The sequence below is a fragment of the Streptomyces sp. SM1 genome (genome assembly GCF_002910825.1).
Lineage (GTDB): Bacteria > Actinomycetota > Actinomycetes > Streptomycetales > Streptomycetaceae > Streptomyces > Streptomyces okerensis.
The window spans coordinates 13841-28048 of sequence record NZ_NEUB01001004.1 but is presented as its reverse complement, the minus strand read 5'-3'; the positions used below and the strand labels follow the sequence as shown (position 1 = coordinate 28048).

The window sequence follows — 14208 nt, the reverse complement described above, 5'->3', positions numbered from 1 at the left end:
CGAGCCCGGTTCGCCGTCGGACCGCCGCTCAGAGGATGCCCGCACGCCCCGCGGCCGTGATCCACAGCGGGAACTCGGTCAGGAGCCGGTCGTACAACTCGGGGTCGGGGACGGTGGCGATGTCGTCCACGGCGAAGAAGCCGACGTTGTCGACACGGCGTCCGGGCAGCGTGTCGAACCGCTCCAGCACGCCGTAGTCGGACTTGCCCAGGCCGACGAACTGCCAGAAGACGGGCTCCTCCACGGCCTCGCGCAGCTCGCGTTCGATCTCCTTGTTGCGGTAGACACCGCCGTCGGAGAAGAACAGCACGAGCGTCGGAGCGGACGCCGGGTGGTCGCGCACGAACGCCCGCACCTCGGCGATGACCTTCTGCTCCTCGTTCTGGATGCCGACGTCCCGCATGTCGACCTGGACGGGGTCCAGCCCCTTCTTCCGCCCGCGCCGGAACAGGCCCACCTCCCCCACCCGCACATGCAGCCGCAGCCACTCGGGAAGCTCGCCGAGCCGCAGATCCGGCAACCGGGCCGGGTTCGAGGCGAAGGTCCAGGCCTGCATCTCCCCGTCGTCGTCCAGTTGCGCCGCCACCGCGGCCATCCGTTCGACGACATCGGTCACGATGCCCTTGGAGTACAGGAAGGACATGGACCCGGAAGCGTCGAGTACCAGGATGACGCGCGCCATGACCTCGGCGGCCCCGTGCTTGCGGAGACTGACCGCCACCTGCTCCTTGCGCAGCGACAGCCGCTTGCGCATGTCGACGGGCAGCCGCTCCTCGCCCTTGGTGAGCCGGGAAGCAGCCGCGGGGGCGGTGGGAGGGGAGGACGGGACGGGGGTGGACGAAGGAGGGGACGGGGACGGCGGCACCACCGGGGCCGCGAGCGGGGCGGCGAGCGGGGCGGCCGCCGGGGCGGGCTCGTCCACGGTGATGCCGAAGTCCGTCGCCAGCCCGGCCAGCCCCGCGGCGTACCCCTGCCCCACCGCGCGGAACTTCCACTTCCCCTGCCGCCGGTACAGCTCACCGCCGATGAACGCGGTCTCGGTGCCCGCGGCCATGGCGAACCGGGCGACCTCGGCTCCCGTCCCGGCGTCGAGCAGCCGGAGCACCAGCCCCGGCACCTGGCCGAACGTCCCGCCGCCGGCCGACGCGCACAGCGCGATCCGTTCGACGGCCGGTTGGACCGCGCCCAGATCCACCTCGACGGTGTCGGTCGCGGTACCGGGAGCGCTCCGCTTCCCGAGATGTGTCACCGCACCCGTGGCATGGCGTGGCTGGTTGTAGAAGACGAAGTCCCCGTCGTCCCGCACCCGCCCGGCCTCCGTGAGCAGCAGCGCCGAGGCATCGATGTCCGGCACCCCGGCGCCGGCCGCCCAGGCGAGCTCCACACGCACCACGCGGGCATCGACCGGAAGATTGGACCCCTTGCTCATCGAACTCGCTGTCATACAGCCAGTCTGCCCACCCGGTCCCCCGAAAGGGAGAGTGACCCGCCCGTCCCCGCCCGGTCCCGGCCCCGGCCCGCCCATGGGAGCGGCACCGCCGCGGGCGCCGCTCCCGCGCCGGACGCTCAGTCCGCGATCGGCAGGTACACCCGGTTCCCGCTCGCCGCGAACTCCTCCGACTTCTGCGCCATTCCCCGCTCGATCTCGGCCCGGCTGCCACCGTGCTCGCGGCGGATGTCCTGGGAGATCTTCATCGAACAGAACTTCGGACCGCACATCGAGCAGAAGTGGGCCGTCTTGGCGGGTTCCGCCGGGAGCGTCTCGTCGTGGAACTCGCGGGCCGTGTCCGGGTCCAGGGCGAGGTTGAACTGGTCCTCCCACCGGAACTCGAAGCGGGCGTCGGAGAGCGCGTCGTCCCATTCCTGCGCGCCGGGGTGCCCCTTGGCGAGGTCCGCGGCGTGGGCGGCGATCTTGTAGGTGACGACGCCGGTCTTGACGTCGTCGCGGTTGGGCAGGCCCAGGTGTTCCTTGGGCGTGACATAGCAGAGCATCGCCGTGCCCCACCAGGCGATCATCGCGGCACCGATACCGGAGGTGATGTGGTCGTACGCCGGAGCGACGTCGGTGGTCAGCGGGCCGAGCGTATAGAACGGGGCTTCATCGCAGATCTCCTGCTGAAGGTCGATGTTCTCCTTGATCTTGTGCATCGGGACATGGCCCGGGCCTTCGATCATGGTCTGTACGTGGAAACGCTTCGCGATCGTGTTGAGTTCGCCGAGCGTGCGCAGCTCCGCGAACTGCGCCTCGTCGTTGGCGTCCGCGATGGAGCCGGGCCGCAGGCCGTCCCCGAGCGAGTAGGTGACGTCGTACGCGGCGAGGATCTCGCAGAGCTCCTCGAAGTTCTCGTACAGGAACGACTCCTTGTGATGCGCCAGGCACCACGCGGCCATGATCGAGCCGCCTCGCGAGACGATCCCCGTCTTGCGGTGGGCGGTGAGCGGGACGTACGGGAGACGCACGCCCGCGTGGACCGTCATGTAGTCCACGCCCTGCTCCGCCTGTTCGATGACCGTGTCCTTGTAGATCTCCCAGGTCAGCTCCTCGGCCCGGCCGTCCACCTTCTCCAGGGCCTGGTAGAGCGGCACGGTGCCGATCGGAACGGGGGAGTTGCGCAGCACCCATTCCCGGGTGGTGTGGATGTTGCGGCCGGTGGAGAGGTCCATGACCGTGTCGGCGCCCCAGCGGGTCGCCCAGGTCATCTTCTCCACTTCCTCCTCGATGGAGGACGTCACCGCCGAGTTGCCGATGTTGGCGTTGACCTTCACCAGGAACCGCCTGCCGATGATCATCGGCTCGATCTCCGGGTGGTTGACGTTCGCGGGCAGCACCGCCCGGCCCGCCGCGATCTCCTCGCGGACCACCTCGGGAGAGACGTTCTCCCGGATCGCCACGAACTCCATCTCGGGCGTGATCTCACCGCGGCGCGCGTACGCCAGCTGCGTGACCGCCCGATCCGGGCGGCCCCGGCGCGGCAGACGCGGCCGCCCGGGGAAGACGGCGTCCAGGTTGCGCAGGCCCCCGCGCGGAGAGGTGTGCTTGATGCCGTCGTCCTCGGGACGGACGGGACGGCCCGCGTACTCCTCCGTGTCACCGCGGGCGACGATCCAGTTCTCCCGCAGGGGCGCCAGTCCTCTGCGGACGTCGGTGCCGACGAGCGGATCGGTGTACGGGCCGGATGTGTCGTACAGCGTGACCGACTGCCCGTTGGTGAGGTGCACCTGACGGACCGGCACGCGCAGGTCGGGGTGGTCGCCCTCGACGTACGCCTTGTGCCAGCCGATGGACTTCCCGGTCTCCCCGTTCACCGACGTCTCCGTCGGGTCCTGGCTGGAGGCAGGCGTGCGTGCGTCCTTGTTGGTCATGAGACCTACTCCCTACGCCGGCATTACCCGGTAACAGGTTCGGCGGTCGACGCAGCGGATCTCGTCTGCCGACGTTCCGTGTGAAACATCACTCGACTTCGGTGATGTTTCATGTGAAACATCGCTGGGACGAAGGTCAGCGCCCTCTCAGCCCGGTGCTCCGAGCTCCCGCGTGTACAAAAGGTGTCACCACGCTAGCGTCATTTCTGGCGCGGTGACCAGAGGGCCCGCTCGCTTCTTGCGATGATCGGGCGGTGACCCCGACTCAGCCTCCCCCGTACCCACCACCCGAACCGTCCCCGGGCCCCGGCGCCGGGAGCGGACACGGACAGGGGCACGGACACAGTCATAGCCACGGTCCGGCGGCGCCCGTCTCCCGGCATCTGCGCAAGGTCATCGCGGCGATCCTGATCCCGTTCGCCGCGGCGGTGCTGATCGGGCTCGCCGTGCTGTGGCCGGGCGGCGCCCCCGCGCACGAACGCACCGGCGTCGGATTCGACCGGCAGACACAGGACGCCACGGTCACCAAGGTGGTCGAGGTGAGCTGCCAGTCCGTGAACGCCTCCGGAGGCGTGCCGACCGGTGACACGTCCACGGCCGAGGGCTCCTCCGCCCAGCAACAGGCGGACGGTACCTGCAAGAAGGCCACGATCCGGGTCGATACCGGCGACGACAAGGGCCGCACGTTCAACGAGATCGTGCAGCCGGACCAGACCCGTCAGCTGGAACAGGGTCAGGAGGTCGTGGTCGCCTACGAGCCCTCCGCTCCCGAGGACCTGCAGTACTCGGTCACCGACGTGAACAGGCGCTTCCCGCTGGCGCTGCTCGCCGGCATCTTCGCGCTCGCCGTCGTGGCCGTGGGACGGCTGCGCGGTGTCATGGCGCTCGTCGCCCTGGCGGTCAGCTTCCTGGTGCTGAACTTCTTCATCCTGCCGGCCATCCTTCAGGGGTCGAACCCGCTGGTCGTGGCCGTCGTGGGAGCGAGTGCGATCATGCTGCTCGCCCTGTATCTGTGTCACGGGCTCTCGGCACGTACCTCGGTGGCGGTGCTCGGAACCCTCATCTCACTGCTGCTGATCGGTGTCCTCGGGTCGGTGTTCATCGGCTGGGCCGCGCTCACCGGAAACACGGACGACAACACCGGTCTGATTCACGGGCTGTATCCCGGGATCGACATGAGCGGCCTGCTGCTGGCCGGCGTGATCATCGGTTCGCTCGGTGTCCTCGACGACGTGACGGTCACCCAGACCTCCGCGGTCTGGGAGCTGCACGAGGCCAATCCGTCGATGGGCCGGCGCGGACTCTACCGGGCGGGCATCCGTATCGGCCGCGATCACATCGCGTCCGTGGTCAACACCCTGGTCCTCGCCTATGCGGGCGCCGCGCTGCCCCTGCTGCTGCTGTTCTCCATCGCTCAGAGCGGCGTGGGAACGGTGGCCAACAGCGAGCTGGTCGCGGTGGAGATCGTGCGGACCCTCATCGGCTCCATCGGCCTGGTCGCCTCGGTGCCGGTCACCACGGTGCTGGCCGCCCTGGTGGTCTCGGCCGACCGCCCGCCGGCAGGAGTCCGCGAGGGGCACGGGCAGGAAGAGGGGCGGGGGCGCGCGCAGGTGCCGGACGCCCGGTCGGCCACGGGACGCGGTGGAAGGGGCAGGCGCCGTAAGCGGTGAGGTCCGTGCAGCGGAACGGGACGTGCTGAAGCGTTCCACCACACCGGCCCACCCGACTGCCGCGGCACTTCAGCCGGCGCTCTGCTCCGCCAGGATCCGGTCCAGCGCGTCGTCGAGGTGGGCGTCGAAGTCGGCGAGCGCCCCCTCCTGGCCCAGCGGCACCAGCTTGTCGGTGCGGTCGAGGAAGGCCACGAGCGGCACGGTCGACGAGCGGAACAGCGCCTGGTCGCTGCCGACCTGAAGCCGGATCAGCACCTCGCCGAGCATGTCGGGATCGACCGGTGAGACCCGTACATCCCCCTCACCGCACGGCCGGCCGACACCGTCGATCAGCAGCTCCCGGCCGAAGGCCCAGGTCACCGGCGCGTCCCCGGGCAGATGAAAGGTCAGCCGCACGGCGTAGGGATCACAGGTGTCGTAGCGCAGCTCCACCGGGATGCGGAAGGAAAGCTCCTCCGACACGAGAAAGCTCATCATGACCTCTGCCTGTACGGATTCGCGCATCGCCTACCCCGTCATTCGCCGCGGACTGGCCGGGCATGGATCCTGACACCAGATGAAATCTTGCTCAACGTACACAACAGATCACAAGAAGTGAGTTTTCAGATACTGATAGACAACGCCAGCGAACCGAGCAGGCGCCCCAGTTCGGCCTGCAGAAGCCGGGCCGCGGGGGCGAGCCGGTCGGCCTGATGTGCGGGCAGGGAGATGGCCACCGACGCCGCCGTGGCACCGACGGTGATCGGGATGGCGGCGCACATGGTCCCGAGGGCGTATTCCTGACGCTCGGTCACGACGTCCATGCGCCGGGTACGGTCCAGCCGCCGGAGCAGGCTGTGATCGTCGCGCACGGTGTACGGCGTGACCGGGCACACCGGATGACGGCTCAGATGGTCACGGCGGGCCCCGTCGTCGAGCTGGGAGAGCAGAGACTGCCCGATGGCGTGGGCATGGCCGGTTTCCCGGAAGTCGGCCCATTCCTCGACCGCGGGATTGCCCGGGGTGTCGGAGACGCAGATGATCTCGATCTCGCCCTCGCGGTACACCGCGTAGTACACGGGAACACCGATCGCGTCACGCCAGCGGGCGAGGGTGTCGACGACCTTGCTGCGACGTTTCTGCTGTGCTCCGCTGCCGCTCAGCCGCTCCGCCGCCTCCCCCAGGAAGAACAGCCCCTTGTCACGGCGCAGATAGCCCTCGTGCACCAGGGTGCGCAGCAGGTGGTACGTGGTGGGGAGCGCCAGCCCGGTCTCGCGGGCCAGTTGCTTGGCGGGGGCCCCGCACGCGTGTCCGGCGACGGTCTCCAGCAGGCGCATGGCCCGCTGCACGGAGCCGATCAGGGTCGCGGCGGGCGCGGTGGGCGCCGGGGAGCGGGGCTGCGGGGGGACCGCGGCCAGGGGGGCTGAGGCGGTGCCAGTCGTGGCCAAGGGTCACTCCCGAAACGCGAGGGGGCAGCCCGTGCGGGGAACACGGGTAGGGGGGGTCGCCGCTCGCGGGGATCGTCCCCGCGTCGAATTCCGGACTCTAACGGGCTGTCACCGCATGCAGACGACCCGTGGGCGAAACTTCCCCCGCCCGAGGGAACCGGTGATTCCTGTTACCGCCTCACCGGTCCCTCTCGGCTCACCAGTCGCTGCGCGACGAGGAACTCGACATGAACTTGCGTACGACGTAGATGAGTCCGCCGACCAGCGCCACGAACACCAGCAGCTTGAAGAGCAGTCCGATCACGAATCCGACCACGCTCGCTATCAGTCCGCCGAACACCACCAGAGCGATGACCGGCACCGCGATCCACTTCACCCACCACGGCAGTCCCGCGAAAATCTCCCGCATCGCCCTGTCCTTGTCTCTCCGCCCGCCGAGTGCCGGGTCGTGTCGATGATGTCCTGCATCCGATGCTAGGGCGGCAGGGGGGCGGCCGGGGGCCTCGTACCCCTTGTCCTCCCCTGACCGATCCCCTAGGGAACCCGGAGTGCCCGGCTCAGCTCTCGGGGGGAGAGAACACCACCAGGACCCGCAGATCCTCGCTGATGTGGTGGAACTTGTGGGCCACGCCGGCCGGCACGTACACGACGCTGCCCCGCGCCACCTGGGTGGTCTCCATACCGACGGTGATCGACGCCCGGCCGCTGACGACGAAGTACACCTCGTCCTGATGGTGCGGCTGCTGGGGATCCTGGACGCCGGCGTCCAGGGCGTAGAGACCCACCGACATGTTCCGCTCCCGCAGGAACTGCAGGTAGGCCCCGTCGTTGGCGGCGCGTTCCGCCTCCAGTTCGTCCAGCCGAAATGCCTTCATCTCCTGGTTACGCCCCTACCTCACTGCTCAAGCCCGATCGTGTCTGTCACGATCAGACACATGATGAATTTCCTAGTCAAGACGATCGCCAACGCGGGTGCCCTGGCGGTGGCGGTGTGGCTACTCGACGACATCACCCTGACCGGTGACAGCACGGGCAAGGAGATCGGCACCCTTCTCCTGGTCGCCCTGATCTTCGGCCTGGTGAATTTCCTGGTCAAGCCGGTCGTGAAGCTCCTGAGCCTCCCCCTGCTCATTCTGACCCTCGGGCTCTTCACCCTGGTGGTGAACGCCCTGATGCTGCTGCTCACCTCCTGGCTCGCCGACACGCTGGACCTGAGCTTCCACGTGGAGGGCTTCTGGACGGCCGTACTGGGCGGTCTGATCATCTCCGTCGTCTCCTGGGCGCTCAACGTCGTTCTGCCCGACGGGGACTGAGCACGATGACCTACCGCGTCTGTTTCGTCTGCACCGGCAACATCTGCCGTTCACCCATGGCCGAGTCCGTGTTCCGCGCGCGGGTGGCGGCGGCCGGGCTCGACAGCCTGGTCGAGGTGGACAGCGCCGGTACGGACGGCTGGCACGAGGGCGAGGGTGCCGACCCCCGCGCGGAGACCGTGCTGCGGGAGAACGGCTACGCCGCCGGCCACGCGGCCCGTCGCTTCGACCCGTCCTGGTTCGCCCGCCTCGATCTCGTCGTCGCACTCGATTCCGGGCACCTCCGGTCACTGCGGCGCCTCGCCCCCACCAAGCGGGACGCGGACAAGGTGCGACTGCTGCGGTCGTACGACCCGGCCGCCGGCGACGACCTCGACGTCCCGGATCCCTACTACGGGGACGCCGGCGGTTTCGAGGAGTGTCTTGAGATGGTGGAGACGGCGAGCACCGGTCTGCTCGCCGCGGTACGCACGGACCTGGAAGGACAGGCGGCATGAACGACGCGACAACGGGCGCGGGCCACGGCCCGGCCCGGCCCGACGGGGCGGGTGACGGCACCCGCGCGGTGCGCGCCGGACTGCCCGAGCCGGTCAAGCACGAGCCGACCCTGCCCGGCCCCGTGTTCGCGGCCCACTTCCATCTGCCGGGCGATCCCACCGGCCCGTACACCTACGGCAGGGACGAGAACCCCACCTGGACGCTGCTGGAGCGGGCCATCGTCGAGCTGGAGGCGCCCGGGCGGGAGGATGCCGAGGCTCTGGTGTTCGCCTCGGGCATGGCCGCGATCTCGTCGGTGCTCTTCTCCCAGCTGCGTGCCGGGGACGCGGTCGTCCTGCCGGACGACGGCTACCAGGCCCTGCCCCTGGTGCGGGCCCAGCTGGAGACGTTCGGCATCGAGGTCCGCACCGCGCCCACGGGCGGCGACGCCCAGCTCGAGGTCCTCGACGGCGCGAAGCTGCTGTGGATCGAGACGCCCTCGAACCCGGGGCTGGACGTGTGCGACGTACGACGGCTCGCCGAGGCGGCACACGCCCAGGGCGCCCTCGTCGCCGTCGACAACACCCTCGCGACGCCGCTCGGCCAGCGTCCGCTGGAACTCGGCGCCGACTTCTCGGTGGCGAGCGGCACCAAGCAGCTCACCGGGCACGGCGACGTGCTCCTGGGATGCGTCACCGGCCGCGACGCCGACGCCATGGCCGCCGTCCGGCGCTGGCGCAAGATCGTCGGGGCGATCCCCGGCCCCATGGAGGCCTGGCTCGCGCACCGTTCCATCGCCACGCTCCACCTGCGCGTCGACCGGCAGAACGCCACCGCGCTGGCGCTCGCCCGGGCGCTGCGCGAACGGCCGGAGGTGACGGGACTGCGCTACCCGGGACTGCCCGACGACCCCTCGCACAGGACCGCCTCGCAGCAGATGCGGCGCTACGGCTGCGTGGTGTCCTTCACGTTGCCCTCGCGCGCGCGTGCGGAACGTTTCCTCGACGCTCTGCGGCTCGTGGACGACGCGACCAGCTTCGGCGGGGTACGGTCCACGGCGGAACGGCGCGGGCGCTGGGGCGGGGACGCGGTGCCGGAGGGCTTCGTCCGCTTCTCCGTAGGTGCCGAGGACCCGGAGGACCTGGTGGCCGACGTCCTGCGCGCCCTGGCCGATTCGGACGTCTGACCAGCCGTACCGGCTTGGGTCGGACATCGCCCGGCGCACTGCGGCGGGCGGTCCGAACCTCCCCCCTCGTGGCTCGGACCGCCCTCGGTTCCGTGCGCGAAGAACCGCGCGACCCAGGCTAGTTGACTGTGTGTCAGTGTCCAATCACCGTAGCGACAGCGACCTATCGACCTATTTATAGTTGGCCGCGTCCGGACCGGCAGCGGGGGTCGACCGAGGAGGGTGTGCCGTGGATCTGGCCTTGCTGCGGACCTTCGTGACCGTGCACCGGGCCGGCTCCTTCACCCGTGCCGCCGCGCTGCTGGGCCTCTCGCAGCCGGCCGTGACCTCGCAGATACGGACGCTGGAGCGGCAGCTGGGGCGCCCCCTGTTCCTGCGCCGGGCGCGGGGTGTGACACCGACTCCCATCGGGGACGAACTCGCCCACAAGGCCGCACCGCATCTCGACGCCCTGGCGGAGATCGCCGAGTCCGGGCCGGCGGAGGACCCCTTCTTACGGACGCTGCATCTGGCCGGTCCCCCGGAGTTCACCGCCGAGCGGGCGCTGCCCTCACTCACGGAACTGACCCGGGAGGACGGCCGGGGCCTCACCCTGCGCGCCTCTTTCGGGACCACCGAGGAAACGCTGGACGGGCTTGCCGCCGGACATCACGATCTGGCCATCAGCACGGCCCGTCCACGCGGCGCCCTGCTCTCCGCGACCGCGCTCTGCGACGAGGAGCACGTTCTGGTCGCCGCCCCGCGCTGGGCCGAGCGGATCGGCCCCGGCACGCTCCACAGGGCCGGTCCGTCCGCCCTGGAACGGATCCCGGTGGTCGAGGTGCACGAGTCGCTGCCCTTCGTCACCCGCTACTGGGCGTCCGTCTTCGACTCCCGGCCGGCCGCACCGGGCACCGTCGTCGTCCCGGATCTACGCGCGGTGCTGGCCTGCGCCACCGCGGGCGCGGGGCTGGCGGTACTGCCGCGCTACCTGTGCACGGCGGCACTCGAGCGGCGGGAGGTGGTCGCCCTGCATGAACCGATGGTGCCCCCGCTGCGCACCTACTTCCTGGTGATCCGCACGGGCACGCTGGTGATGCCGCACATCGCGCGGGCCCACGAGTGGCTGGAGCAGGCGGCGGCCGACTGGTGCTGATCCTCGCGGCAGGGGTCACATCGCCTGAAACCGGTCCGCGGGATCGCACGATGTTTCACGTGGAACCAGCCGGGCCACATTTTCCCCATGACCGTCCGACCCGTGGTCAAGCGCACCGCCCGAGCCGTTCTGCTGGACGGCGAGAGCCTGATTCTCATCAAGCGCACCAAACCTGGCATGGATCCGTACTGGCTCACCCCGGGCGGCGGTGTGGAAGCGGAGGACTCGACCGTCGTGGACGCCCTGCACCGGGAGGTGTACGAGGAGCTCGGCGCGAAGATCTCCGATGTGGTGCCCTGCTTCGTCGACACCGTGGAGCACATCGGCGAGGACGGCGGCGCCACCGGCGTCAAGGTCCAGCATTTCTTCGTATGCCGTCTGGAATCCATGGACCCGTCCCTGCGGCACGGTCCGGAGATCGACGAACCCGTCGGTGAGTACGAGATCGTCCGTGTGCCGTTCACCCGTGTCGGCATCGCCTCCGTCCACCTCGTGCCGCTGTCGCTGCGGCACTACCTGGACGGCAACATCGAGGGCGTGCGCGCCATGCACGCCCCGGACCTGGGCTGACCCCGGGGCTCCCGCATGGCTGAAAGGCCGCGCGGGTCTGCTCAAAGAGGTGGACGCCGAAGGCCTCGGTCGGACAGCCTGACCTGCGTGCCGACACCTTCCCATGACTCATCGCCCATCCGCCGCCTGACGCTCCGCGATCTCACCGCCTGCGCCGATCTGTCCGAGGACCGGGGGTGGCCACGAGAGGAGCACAAGTGGGGTCTCCTCCTCGCGGCCGGGAAGGGGTACGGCATCGACGACCCCGACGGTGGTCTGGTGACCGCCTGCGTCGTCACCGAGTACGGACCGCAACGGCAGCCCGTTCTCGGGGCCATCGGCATGGTCCTGGTCGCGGAACGGCATGCGCGCCGGGGCGTGGGACGCCGGTTGATGCGTCATGTCGTCGCGGCGATGGGGACCACACCTCTCACCCTGCACGCCACCCCGTCCGGCAGACCGCTCTACGAGGAGCTCGGCTTCAAGGTCACCGGCCGGGCCGAGATGCTGCGGGGCCGCTTCCTGCCTCCGGGCGCTCGGCAGGCGGTCGCCACCCGTGCCGCGACCGCAGAGGACCTTCCCGCGATCCTCCGGCTCGACGAGGACGTGTTCGGGGCGGACCGGACCCACGTCGTCACCCGGCTGCCCGCCTTCGCCGATCAGTTGCGCGTCGCCGAGGAGGACGGACGGCTCATCGGTTACGCGGCCGCCTGGCCCAACATGGAGACCCACGTCGTGGGCCCGCTGATCGCCCGTGACACCGCGACGGCCAAGGCGCTTCTCGCCGGCCTCGCCGAGCGCACCGACCGGCCTCTGCGCACCGACATCGATGTGCGGCACGAGGAGCTGCTGGGCTGGGCGAAGGACCACGGGCTGTCATCCGTCGCGTTCAACGACGTCATGACGTACGGGGTCACGGAACTGCCCGGCGACTGGAGCCGGCGGTTCGCCCCGGTGACGGTCGCGGCAGGCTGACACCGCGGAAGCCGGGGAGGACTCCGGCCGCGGCATCTGCACCAACGTCACCGAGGCCGGTCTCAAGCTCCTGGACGAGGCACGGCCGACCAATGGCACCGCCCTGCGCGAGGCCCTCGACCAGGCCGCGAGGAACCCGGGGCCGGCTCCGCTGGTCCGCGCCGTGGAAACGCTGAAGGCGCCGGTCCCCGCATAGGGTGCCGCCATGGAGAATCTTGAGATACGAGCCGCAGCCGCCGACGACCTCCCCGCGGTCGTCGGCATGCTCGCCGACGACCCCCTGGGCGCGACGCGTGAGTCACCGGACGATGTCGGCCCGTACCTGACCGCTCTGGAGCGGATCAAAGCCGATCCGAACCAGCACCTGGTCGTGGCGGTCCGCGAGGGACGCGTCGTCGGCACTCTGCAGCTCACGATCGTTCCGGGGCTGTCCCGCCGCGGCTCCACCAGGTCGATCATCGAAGGGGTCCGCATCCACGCCGACGAACGCGGCAGCGGCCTGGGTACCCGGCTGATCGAGTGGGCCATCGACACGTCCCGCCGGGAGGGGTGCCGGCTGGTGCAGCTGACCTCCGACAACACCCGCACCGACGCCCACCGCTTCTATGAACGGCTCGGCTTCACCGCCTCCCACCTGGGCTTCAAGCTGCCGCTGTGACGTCGTGCCCCGGGTACCGGTTTCACGTGAAACATGGCCTCGCCCGGACTCCCCCGGCGGACGAGGACTAACCGATACCCCGCCACCCCTCGGGGTCCACTCCGCCGGGCACGGAGGCCCCCTCCTCGTACGGCCGACGCGTGAACACGAACGAGCCCAGGTCGAGGTGACGCACTGTTCCGTCCGGCCGCCGTACGGGCTTCAGGACTTCCCCGGCGTAGTAACCCTCCAGCCCTGTCCACGTCCCGTCTCCGTTCGAGCGGAAACGTGAGCGCCGGCCGTTGCCGGACAAACGCTCCAACGAGACGACCCCGTCGCCCGAGAGTCGCAGCGCGAAGGCGTACGTCCCCCAGTACCACTGGCCCACCAGCTCCAGCACCGACGGATCGGCCTCCCGCGACGGCTGCCAGGGAGCCGGGATACGCGGTTCAGCCTGAGCGACGATCCGGACGAGATCGGCGGCGACCGTGAACGGCGCAGGTCCTGAGGTGCAATTGGCGAGGACGACCGCGCTCACGTCGTCAGCCACGCTGACGGTGAGACAGGCGAGGAAGCCCGGAAGCGATCCCGTGTGCCCGACGAGTGCACGTCCGTGCTGGTGACGAAGCTCAAGACCCAGGCAGTACGCATAGCCGTCGGCCACGTCCGCCGCCGCGACCGGTGTGGCCGGGACCCTCATCTCCCGAAGGGACTCAGCACTCAGCACTCGCTCGTCCCCCCGGGTCAGGAAGGCTGCGAAGCGCGACAAGTCACCGGCGGTGGACCACAGCTGACCAGCGGGTGCCATCGTCCCGAGATCCTCGAGCGGCTCGCGCAGCATCACGTCCGCCCACGGGTGCACCGCCCAGCCACCCGCATGCGGCGTCCGGGGTTGCCCGCTCGTGCGGTGCAGGCCCAACGGTTCCAGCACCTCCCGCCGAAGAACCTCTTCCCACGGGGCACCGCGGAGCTTCTCGACCAGGGCGCCGAGCAACGCGTATCCGGGGTTCGAGTAGTGGAACCGGCGTCCCCTGGGGTGCACCAGTGGCCGTTCGCCCAGCACATCGGCGAGGCCGGGCCGCAGGGAGCCGGGAGTCCGCTCCCACCAGGGGCCCGGAGTCTCGGCGGCCAGCCCACCACTGTGGGAGAGCAGTTCGGCGATCGTCGCCTCACCCACACCCGTACCCGGCAGGTGTCTGTCCAGCTGATCGGAGAGATCCAGCACACCCGCGTCGCGCAGTCGGAGCACCAGGACGGCGGTGAAGGTCTTGGTGATCGAACCGATCCGGTACTGCACGTTCTCGTCCGGGGCGTCTCCGCCCACCGCGGGCCGTGCCCCGGTCCAGACCGTCTTGCCGCCCCGCCCCACGGCCGCGACCAGCGAGGGTGTACGCCCTTCGCTCTGGGCCACCGCGATCCGGTGCAGCAGGGCGCGTCGGGTTCCGGGCAGCAGTTCTTCTTCAGGCGTTGTCATGA

At 70.0% G+C, this 14208-nt stretch carries 15 protein-coding genes, 1 pseudogene and 1 riboswitch; of the genes and pseudogenes, 9 read left to right on the top strand and 7 right to left on the bottom strand.

The window, feature by feature from the left end; genetic code table 11:
* Positions 1 to 28: 28 nt before the first annotated feature.
* Complete coding sequence (locus B9S61_RS35945) at positions 29 to 1444, bottom strand: VWA domain-containing protein (RefSeq protein ID WP_103545918.1); 1416 nt, start codon at positions 1442 to 1444, stop codon at positions 29 to 31.
* Between the two features lie 122 nt (positions 1445 to 1566).
* Positions 1567 to 3363 (bottom strand): phosphomethylpyrimidine synthase ThiC, encoded by a 1797-nt coding sequence (thiC, locus tag B9S61_RS35940; protein ID WP_103545917.1) that lies wholly within the window; start codon positions 3361 to 3363, stop codon positions 1567 to 1569.
* Positions 3356 to 3545: riboswitch (TPP riboswitch) on the bottom strand. It overlaps the preceding gene by 8 nt.
* Positions 3546 to 3617: 72 nt before the next feature.
* On the opposite strand from thiC, the gene B9S61_RS35935 reads away from it, so the two are divergent.
* Positions 3618 to 5033, top strand: a complete 1416-nt coding sequence (locus B9S61_RS35935) for a YibE/F family protein (RefSeq protein ID WP_103545916.1) — start codon at positions 3618 to 3620, stop codon at positions 5031 to 5033.
* A gap of 69 nt (positions 5034 to 5102) precedes the next feature.
* On the opposite strand, the gene B9S61_RS35930 is transcribed toward B9S61_RS35935, so the two are convergent.
* The 4 genes from B9S61_RS35930 to B9S61_RS35915 form a co-directional block, all read right to left on the bottom strand.
* Positions 5103 to 5537: an SsgA family sporulation/cell division regulator gene (locus tag B9S61_RS35930; protein ID WP_103545915.1), complete on the bottom strand. Its 435-nt coding sequence runs from the start codon at positions 5535 to 5537 to the stop codon at positions 5103 to 5105.
* A gap of 98 nt (positions 5538 to 5635) precedes the next feature.
* Positions 5636 to 6373, bottom strand: coding sequence for an IclR family transcriptional regulator (locus tag B9S61_RS35925; RefSeq protein ID WP_103545921.1), 738 nt, complete (start codon positions 6371 to 6373; stop codon positions 5636 to 5638).
* A 283-nt stretch (positions 6374 to 6656) separates the two neighbouring features.
* Complete coding sequence (locus B9S61_RS35920; RefSeq protein ID WP_030957557.1) at positions 6657 to 6869, bottom strand: DUF5326 family protein; 213 nt, start codon at positions 6867 to 6869, stop codon at positions 6657 to 6659.
* A 148-nt stretch (positions 6870 to 7017) separates the two neighbouring features.
* Entirely contained in the window at positions 7018 to 7335 is a 318-nt protein-coding gene (locus tag B9S61_RS35915) for a cupin domain-containing protein (protein ID WP_103545914.1), read from the bottom strand.
* Between the two features lie 60 nt (positions 7336 to 7395).
* Here B9S61_RS35915 and B9S61_RS35910 point away from each other — a divergent pair, with 60 nt between their 5' ends.
* The 8 genes and pseudogenes from B9S61_RS35910 (at position 7396) to B9S61_RS35875 (ending at position 12753) form a co-directional block, all read left to right on the top strand.
* Positions 7396 to 7773: a phage holin family protein gene (locus tag B9S61_RS35910; protein ID WP_103545913.1), complete on the top strand. Its 378-nt coding sequence runs from the start codon at positions 7396 to 7398 to the stop codon at positions 7771 to 7773.
* A gap of 5 nt (positions 7774 to 7778) precedes the next feature.
* Positions 7779 to 8270: a low molecular weight protein-tyrosine-phosphatase gene (locus B9S61_RS35905; protein WP_103545912.1), complete on the top strand. Its 492-nt coding sequence runs from the start codon at positions 7779 to 7781 to the stop codon at positions 8268 to 8270.
* Positions 8267 to 9436 carry a cystathionine gamma-lyase gene (locus B9S61_RS35900; RefSeq protein WP_103545911.1) on the top strand — a complete coding sequence of 390 codons (1170 nt, stop codon included), beginning with the start codon at positions 8267 to 8269 and terminating at the stop codon, positions 9434 to 9436. Before B9S61_RS35905 ends, B9S61_RS35900 begins: the two co-directional genes overlap by 4 nt.
* Before the next feature lie 229 nt (positions 9437 to 9665).
* Complete coding sequence (locus tag B9S61_RS35895; protein WP_103545910.1) at positions 9666 to 10571, top strand: LysR family transcriptional regulator; 906 nt, start codon at positions 9666 to 9668, stop codon at positions 10569 to 10571.
* Between the two features lie 87 nt (positions 10572 to 10658).
* Entirely contained in the window at positions 10659 to 11141 is a 483-nt protein-coding gene (locus tag B9S61_RS35890) for an NUDIX domain-containing protein (protein ID WP_103545909.1), read from the top strand.
* An 87-nt stretch (positions 11142 to 11228) separates the two neighbouring features.
* On the top strand, positions 11229 to 12095 hold the full coding sequence (locus B9S61_RS35885) for a GNAT family N-acetyltransferase (RefSeq protein ID WP_103545908.1): 867 nt from the start codon (positions 11229 to 11231) through the stop codon (positions 12093 to 12095).
* A 28-nt stretch (positions 12096 to 12123) separates the two neighbouring features.
* Positions 12124 to 12291 (top strand): annotated as a pseudogene (locus B9S61_RS42990) (MarR family transcriptional regulator); the annotation flags it as partial.
* A gap of 9 nt (positions 12292 to 12300) precedes the next feature.
* Complete coding sequence (locus tag B9S61_RS35875; protein ID WP_103545907.1) at positions 12301 to 12753, top strand: GNAT family N-acetyltransferase; 453 nt, start codon at positions 12301 to 12303, stop codon at positions 12751 to 12753.
* A 67-nt stretch (positions 12754 to 12820) separates the two neighbouring features.
* Here B9S61_RS35875 and B9S61_RS35870 read toward each other — a convergent pair whose 3' ends face one another.
* A complete protein-coding gene (locus B9S61_RS35870) occupies positions 12821 to 14206 on the bottom strand; it encodes a serine hydrolase (RefSeq protein ID WP_181007692.1) in 1386 nt (461 codons plus the stop codon).
* Positions 14207 to 14208 lie beyond the last annotated feature (2 nt).

What these genes read in the sequence shown, in the direction of transcription:
- B9S61_RS35945 (WP_103545918.1), bottom strand. Translation starts at nt 1,444, where the DNA reads ATGACAGCGAGTTCGATGAGCAAGGGGTCCAATCTTCCGGTCGATGCC.
- thiC (WP_103545917.1), bottom strand. Translation starts at nt 3,363, where the DNA reads ATGACCAACAAGGACGCACGCACGCCTGCCTCCAGCCAGGACCCGACG.
- B9S61_RS35930 (WP_103545915.1), bottom strand. Translation starts at nt 5,537, where the DNA reads ATGCGCGAATCCGTACAGGCAGAGGTCATGATGAGCTTTCTCGTGTCG.
- B9S61_RS35920 (WP_030957557.1), bottom strand. Translation starts at nt 6,869, where the DNA reads ATGCGGGAGATTTTCGCGGGACTGCCGTGGTGGGTGAAGTGGATCGCG.
- B9S61_RS35915 (WP_103545914.1), bottom strand. Translation starts at nt 7,335, where the DNA reads ATGAAGGCATTTCGGCTGGACGAACTGGAGGCGGAACGCGCCGCCAAC.
- B9S61_RS35910 (WP_103545913.1), top strand. Translation starts at nt 7,396, where the DNA reads ATGATGAATTTCCTAGTCAAGACGATCGCCAACGCGGGTGCCCTGGCG.
- B9S61_RS35905 (WP_103545912.1), top strand. Translation starts at nt 7,779, where the DNA reads ATGACCTACCGCGTCTGTTTCGTCTGCACCGGCAACATCTGCCGTTCA.
- B9S61_RS35900 (WP_103545911.1), top strand. Translation starts at nt 8,267, where the DNA reads ATGAACGACGCGACAACGGGCGCGGGCCACGGCCCGGCCCGGCCCGAC.
- B9S61_RS35890 (WP_103545909.1), top strand. Translation starts at nt 10,659, where the DNA reads ATGACCGTCCGACCCGTGGTCAAGCGCACCGCCCGAGCCGTTCTGCTG.
- B9S61_RS35875 (WP_103545907.1), top strand. Translation starts at nt 12,301, where the DNA reads ATGGAGAATCTTGAGATACGAGCCGCAGCCGCCGACGACCTCCCCGCG.
- B9S61_RS35870 (WP_181007692.1), bottom strand. Translation starts at nt 14,206, where the DNA reads ATGACAACGCCTGAAGAAGAACTGCTGCCCGGAACCCGACGCGCCCTG.